The 6,625-nt window shown below is 46.7% G+C and carries 6 protein-coding genes; 2 read left to right on the plus strand and 4 right to left on the minus strand.

Annotated features, from left to right (window positions below; genetic code table 11):
* Window positions 1–267 precede the first annotated feature (267 nt).
* Window positions 268–1,338: an MSMEG_0568 family radical SAM protein gene (locus tag J7J01_04655; protein ID MCD6210172.1), complete on the minus strand. Its 1,071-nt coding sequence runs from the start codon at window positions 1,336–1,338 to the stop codon at window positions 268–270.
* Between the two features lie 52 nt (window positions 1,339–1,390).
* Here J7J01_04655 and ilvD point away from each other — a divergent pair, with 52 nt between their 5' ends.
* Entirely contained in the window at window positions 1,391–3,061 is a 1,671-nt protein-coding gene (ilvD, locus tag J7J01_04660) for a dihydroxy-acid dehydratase (GenBank protein ID MCD6210173.1), read from the plus strand.
* On the opposite strand, the gene J7J01_04665 is transcribed toward ilvD, so the two are convergent.
* The 3 genes from J7J01_04665 to J7J01_04675 are packed head-to-tail and all read right to left on the minus strand — an operon-like array spanning window position 3,043 to window position 5,890.
* Window positions 3,043–3,849, minus strand: a complete 807-nt coding sequence (locus tag J7J01_04665) for an AAA family ATPase (GenBank protein MCD6210174.1) — start codon at window positions 3,847–3,849, stop codon at window positions 3,043–3,045. The two genes, ilvD and J7J01_04665, sit on opposite strands and share 19 nt — an antisense overlap.
* A 30-nt stretch (window positions 3,850–3,879) precedes the next feature.
* Complete coding sequence (locus J7J01_04670; protein MCD6210175.1) at window positions 3,880–4,701, minus strand: hypothetical protein; 822 nt, start codon at window positions 4,699–4,701, stop codon at window positions 3,880–3,882.
* Between the two features lie 46 nt (window positions 4,702–4,747).
* Entirely contained in the window at window positions 4,748–5,890 is a 1,143-nt protein-coding gene (locus J7J01_04675) for an exonuclease SbcCD subunit D (GenBank protein ID MCD6210176.1), read from the minus strand.
* Window positions 5,891–6,190: 300 nt separating this feature from the next.
* Here J7J01_04675 and J7J01_04680 point away from each other — a divergent pair, with 300 nt between their 5' ends.
* Window positions 6,191–6,553, plus strand: coding sequence for a hypothetical protein (locus J7J01_04680; protein ID MCD6210177.1), 363 nt, complete (start codon window positions 6,191–6,193; stop codon window positions 6,551–6,553).
* The last annotated feature ends 72 nt before the right edge of the window (window positions 6,554–6,625 follow it).

Consider the following 6,625-nt stretch of genomic DNA (forward strand, 5'->3'; position numbering starts at 1 on the left):
AGTATGACCCATAAATATAAGCCGATCAGAGGGTAGGGATAGGGATAGTAGTTTCGTTGTGTATCAACTAACTCAAAGGATGAATTACAGAAGATTGCCATAAGAAGAGAGCTTGCAAGACTTAAAGGAGATAGGAGATGAATAAATGGAGCTTTGAGCGGCTTCTCCTCTCCCACACACCACGCTTCGCTATCTTTCACTCCGGTGCTATCGTACCCGGATAAAGCGTGCAGATCATCTGCAAGAATACATCGTCTGTTACTCTTACTAATACTCGAAATCTGGCAACGCGGAACACGCCCTGCACCGTACACAACCCGCCTTGTTCTTACGCCAGTTCATCCCTCCGGCATGCAATACCTCCGCAACTTCCTCATATAACCGAAACATCCTCTCTGGAGCTGGTGGTCTCTCATTCTCCAGCATCGAGCCCGGTATAGGACGCAGAGGCACTACGAATGGATACACGCCGAGCTCTACCATCGTTTGACTACCCCTTATTATAGACTCATCACTCTCACCCAATCCGGTAATCACATAACTGCTGACCTGAGTATCACCAAAGAGCGCTACACTCCGTTTCCATGCATCCACATATCGCTCAAAAGATATCTCTGCCTTGCATTCCGCCATTCTTTGCAACACACCACGGTCAAAGCTCTCCACATGTATCCCCACCGTGTCCACAGCATCGGAGAGGGCATCAATCATATTTAGCTCTTTTGGCGGCTCGAATTGCACATGTATCGGCAGACCAGTTGCATCCTTTATCGCTCTCGCAGTCTCTGCGAGATAATATATACCTTTGTCGGGTGTGGCTGTTGTACCTGTGGTGAGCGTCACGTGAGTGACGTGGTCCAGCCTCTTCGCCGCCTCTGCCACCTCCGCAAGCTGCTCCGGTGTCTTCTTCGCTATCGTCGCACCACTTTTCAATGACAGCTCGATTGCACAGAACTTACACCTCTTTGGCGTGTCCCAGTACACACAGGTCTGTATTGTGGTCGTAGCCAAACAATCTGCACCGTGCAGTAGTGCGATTTTATAATAGGGTATGCCATCACGCGTCTTCAAATGCTGGAATCGCGCAGCAGGAAACGTAACCTCGGTTATTCGCTCTCCATTCCTCTCCAATACGTATCGCCCCTCTTCACCATAAACGCGGTACGGCGACTGAGAGACAAACCAGCTCCGCGTGGGAACGTTCACCACAGTGCCCCCAAACATGAACATACCACCTGCTGCGGGTCCTGCCCCGCCTTTCCTGCCTTTGTCCACACCAGAACCTGACACTCTCGCACCCAGACATAGCAACTCCGTCTTCAAACTCTTTGTATCCATTGCTAAATTACTAATAGAAAATTTCTTTTAAAAAGAAAGCTTTGCTATCTATATGCGTTCCGATACATTGAAGCGGGATATAGAGACTTTACCGCATCGTGCACTATTGATGTCTGCGGGTGTGAAACAGTCGGATTTCGAGTCGGATAAACCCTTCATCGGCATTGCTAATAGCTACAATAACATTATTCCCGGGCATATTCACCTGAACGAACTTACGAACGAGGTGAAGCGGGGAATAAGAGATGCAGGTGGCGTACCTTTTGAATGGGGTGTGCCTGGCGTATGTGATGGTATAGCGATGTATGTAGAGATGCGACTCTCACTTCCAAGCAGAGAGAATATCGCTGATAATATCGAGATAATGGTTCTATCGCACTCTCTGGATGGCTGGGTCGGTGTAACGAACTGTGACAAAATAACACCCGGAATGCTGATGGCTGCTGGACGCCTCAATTTGCCTGCTATCATACTCACTGGTGGAGCGATGAAAGCGAATCGCAGTGATGGCGAGAAGCATCATCCGATTGAAGGCTTCAGCATCGTAGGTCGTGTGAAAGGCGGTTTGATGACCGAGGAAGAAGCGAGAGCTATGCTACCTGTGATGGCTTGTGGTGCTGGCTCCTGCGTCGGGCTCTATACTGCGAATACAATGGCTATTGTCACAGAAGTGCTGGGCATGTCACTCACCGGATGCGCAACTACGCTGGCAATAGACCCTGAGAAGAAGCGGCAGGCGTATGAAACGGGCAGACGAATCGTTGAACTGGTTAAAGAGGATATAAAGCCGCGTGATATAATGGTGAGAGACGCTTTCGAGAACGCCATCAGGGTGGATATGGCACTTGGCGGCTCCACGAATGCTGTATTACATATACCAATGATAGCAAAAGAAGCAGGTATTGAGCTCAATGTGAGCATATTCGATACGATATCACGCGAGACGCCAAATATATGCAGGTTGATACCCGCGGGAACGCACGAAATGGCTGATTTAGACCGGGCAGGTGGCATACCTGCTGTTCTTCACCGCTTGCGTACGATGCTCAAAGATTCTGCAACGGTGAATGGACGAACGATAAAGGAGATAGCGGATGAAGGCAGGGTTCTGGACGAAGAAGTTATCAGAAGCTTAGACAACCCGTATTTCCCTGAAGGCGGGATAGCGGTACTGAGCGGTAACCTTGCAAACAGCGCGGTACTAAAACAGACCGCAGTTGATGAAGATATGATGGTACATTCGGGACCTGCAAAGGTGTTTATGAGCGAGAAGGACCTGTTAGATGCGATAGAAGGTAAGGGAGATAAGATAATAAAGGAGGGTGATGTAGTTGTGCTTCCATTTCAGGGTCCTGCTGGTGCTCCCGGTATGCCAGAGATGCTTACTCCGACCGATGCGATAAAGGGTGCGGGCTTTAAACATGTTGCTCTAATCACCGATGGTAGATTCTCAGGTGCGACCTCCGGGCTCTGCATTGGGCATGTGGAGATGGAAGCATACAATGGGGGTGCAATCGGCGCGATAAGAGATGGTGACGTGATCGAGATAGATGTACCACGGCGGAGTTTAAATGTCCGGTTGAGCGAATCCGAGCTGAGAGATAGGCTGAAGCACGTGAGACCGCCACATAGAGAGCTTACACCACTCTTAGAAGCGTACAGAAAGAAATTCAGCGGTATTAACTGTTATGGTTATGGCTATGGCTATGGCAATGGGGAGTGAATAATCTTAATCTTTTCGTATATCTCCTTCACTGCGACAACCGCTTTTGAATCCTCAGGCAGTTCTATCAGTGGCTTACCTATCAAATCAAAAGCTCTTATATTCTCATCTTCTGGTACAGTTCCTATGAGCTCGAGACCACTCTCCTCTACTGCTGGTTCAAGCATCAGTTTCACATTCTCTGTTATTTTATTAAGTACGAGAAATATCTGCCCGAAATCAATATGCAAACTGGCTGCAAGATTCTTTATTGACGATGCGGTATCTATACCCCGTTTTGTTGCATCACTCACCACAAGCATTGTATTCACATCCCTCATCGTCCTGCGACTGAGATGCTCCAGTCCTGCCTCACAATCTATCAGAATTGTAGAATACCGTAATGAGAGTCTATCAATAAAATGACGCAGCATGTCGTTTATCAGGCAATAGCAGCCTGGACCCTCGGAACGACCCATTACCAGTAGAGAGAACCGCGGTGTGTTTACCATTATCTCATCTATCATGTACTCTATCAGAACGTCAGTGGGCATATTCTCAGAGAAGTAGACACTGCTTGGAGAGGCTATCTCCTCTCTTATATCCCCTATCGTTCGTTCCACCTTTACACCCAATGTGCTGGGCAGGGAAGCAGCAGGGTCAGCATCTATCACAAGCACTCTCCTATCTTCAGCCAGGAATCTAAGCAGGAGCGATGATATAACAGTCTTACCGGTACCACCTTTACCCGCCACTGCGATGATATTCGCCTTCTCTTTCTCTTTCTCTGTCTCTTTCTCTGCCATCATCCCCCTTCGTCTTCTTTTTCATTCTCATTTTCACTTATGCTTAATCCTCCGTATATAATCCAGTTTAAGCGGAAGTGTCCCCCTCGTCTCGTATACCGCCCACGTGTAGTAGAGGAACGCGTATAGCGCTAAACAGGTATAGAAAATACCGAGCAGATTATTCAATCCCAATATCCCGGCAATACTGAGGAACAGGAAACTAAAAGGTACGAGAATGATAGGCAGGAAGAGTGCGACCCATGCAGTGTTCTTATCAAAGACATCGAACTCGGCAGTTATGACCAACCACCATAGTATGAAGAGGAATAGCGTAGCGAAATGTGCCATACTAAATGAGGTCTCTATCATGAGTACAAAAGCAGACATGGATAGAACAGTCATAAGGATTACTTTTGCGATGAATCCTACTGAGGTCCCGGGTGCAATAGCTTTCTCTACCCCCTCCACCTGCGGGTGCTCCATCTTTAGCTGTTCGTCTATTAATGTTTGAACCATACGGTCAATCTTATTCAGGCGACTACCAAGTGATTCCATCTCCACATGCGTCTCCGCTACTTTCCTCAACACTGGCTCCAAGCGCTCATATATCCCACGGTCAAATGCGGTATTCACCAAACTCTCATAATATGCCGATTTCTTGTATATTCGTATGGTGAAATAAGCCAGCAAGATGCCTATTCCCAAGACTATCAAATCCAGCAGGATGCCATATATATTAAATTTCAATATCAGATCAACAAGGAGGGAGAATAGGGCGATGCCAACCAGAATAACTGCAATGAGCAAAGCAAGCGCCAGACCTATCTTCTCCGCTGCTGAGACTGTGATCCTGGTTTGAGGTGTATTTGCCATCTTTTATTTTAATGCAAGGGAATATATAATTTAAATCTTCATCTTCTTATTCTTCATTCTGCATCCAGTTGCGCATGTATTCCAATCCCAGCTCCTTCAATCGCCCTTTGTCTATATGCAAGGTGCCGGGGTATTCATCAATGAATTTCTCAAATTCGGTATGTAGTGAATGAAAAGCGCTCTGGCTGGCTGACGAGTATGAGAAAGGTTCACCATTCTCGCGCTCGAATTCGTATCTCATCTCGAAATGAACTGCATGCTTCGTCAAGCGCTTAAATTCATCAAAATCCAACGAGTGGTACACATGGAGTGGTATCCCCTGAACCCGTAATCTCACTATCTTATCATCTGGATTGCAATCAAGAATTCGATTCCTTATCATCCCTCTTATCCCCTCTGCATCAAGACCATCACAAACAACCGGCTCGAGGTCCAGCATATCTCTTATATGGAGCTGGTGAAATATAACCTTTCTGGTACCGTCATCCAACAATCTAACTTCTAAATACCCTTTATTATCCCCCACCTCACCGAAACTGAATCTCTCGGTGGAGCCCGCATAGTAAGCATCTTCACGCACTCTCGTGCATCGGTGATAATGCCCCAGAGCAATGTAATCAAGTCCTGTTAGATTGTCAATACTGACAATTTGCTCGTTTATTTCGCCCATCATGAATACTGGCTTGCCACTAACCTGGATACTGGCATGCAGCATTGCCAGGTTAAAGCTATCCTTATCAAGGTTTATCTTGTCCTTCTCCCCTTCTATATCATCACAATGCGGGATTGCGTGAACAGTTATATCATCCAGTTCAATGGACTCGTATTTGTTCCCATACGCGACATACACCTCCGGGATATGCTCAAATAGACTGAAGACACTGCCTGTCTCCTTCAATCTGGGAGTCTCGTGATTGCCTGAGATCACCACAAAAGGTATGCCCGCTTCACTCAATTTTATTAATTGACCAAGAACGAAAGAAATAGCGCGGTTTGTCGGGCGTACGGAATCGAACAGGTCGCCTGCGTGCAGTATTACATCTGGCTTGTCTTCCAACGCATGGTCTACAAATTGCTTGAACGCTTCGTAGGTGTCTACTTCTCGTTGGTTCAGACCTGTCGCTTCGTCTATCTTCCGATAGGCTGAATAACCTATGTGCGTGTCCGCGAGGTGAAATATTCGCTTCATTTTGTACCTATATTCTATTACCGTACAGCCAATTATAAGGAACGGAGTATACATTAAAATAGTAAATATGTGAGCCGCTTATATTTATTATACCGCGAGGATCATCAAATAATTAACAAAGTTTATGTAAAAATGTTGTGTACAGTATGGCATACTGAAAATGGTGGGGACTTACCTAAGGTACTATATGAAGTGCAGGCAAAGAAGCTAATGGAGATCTGAACTGGCACATGGCCAATAGAACCTGGTCAAAGCGTATGGATAGAATATAGGGTTAATAGCGGGTCATGGAAGAAGATAGTGTGTAACTGGCAGTACAATACCAATGTGAATAGCTATTGGCGTGGGATCATCCCCGGTCTAGGTCTACAAGCCGATGCTACGGTTGAATACAGGATAAATGCGAAAAAGGATAATTTCAAGATACCAGACCGAGAAGGAGAACAACTCTGCCTCTGTGGCCCTTTCACGTTTACTGTCTGTGGAGAGACTCGCCCTGCTCAGGGTTCACCCGGCAACGCTCCACTGTGGACCACTGGAGCAAAGAACGGTATAGGGACTTCCTGTTCAGACCGGTCAAGAGTGGGGTTCACCCTCTCAAGAGGGTTTGTGGATGAGATATATTTCCCCACGATTGACAAGGCGAACAGCCAGGATTTTTAATTCCTGGTCTCTGATGGCAAGACCTTCAAAGATAGATGAGTGCAGTGGATGCCGGTGGCGAAATTTCTGCGG

This window comes from Methanophagales archaeon (assembly GCA_021159465.1).
Taxonomy (GTDB): Archaea; Halobacteriota; Syntropharchaeia; order Alkanophagales; family Methanospirareceae; genus G60ANME1.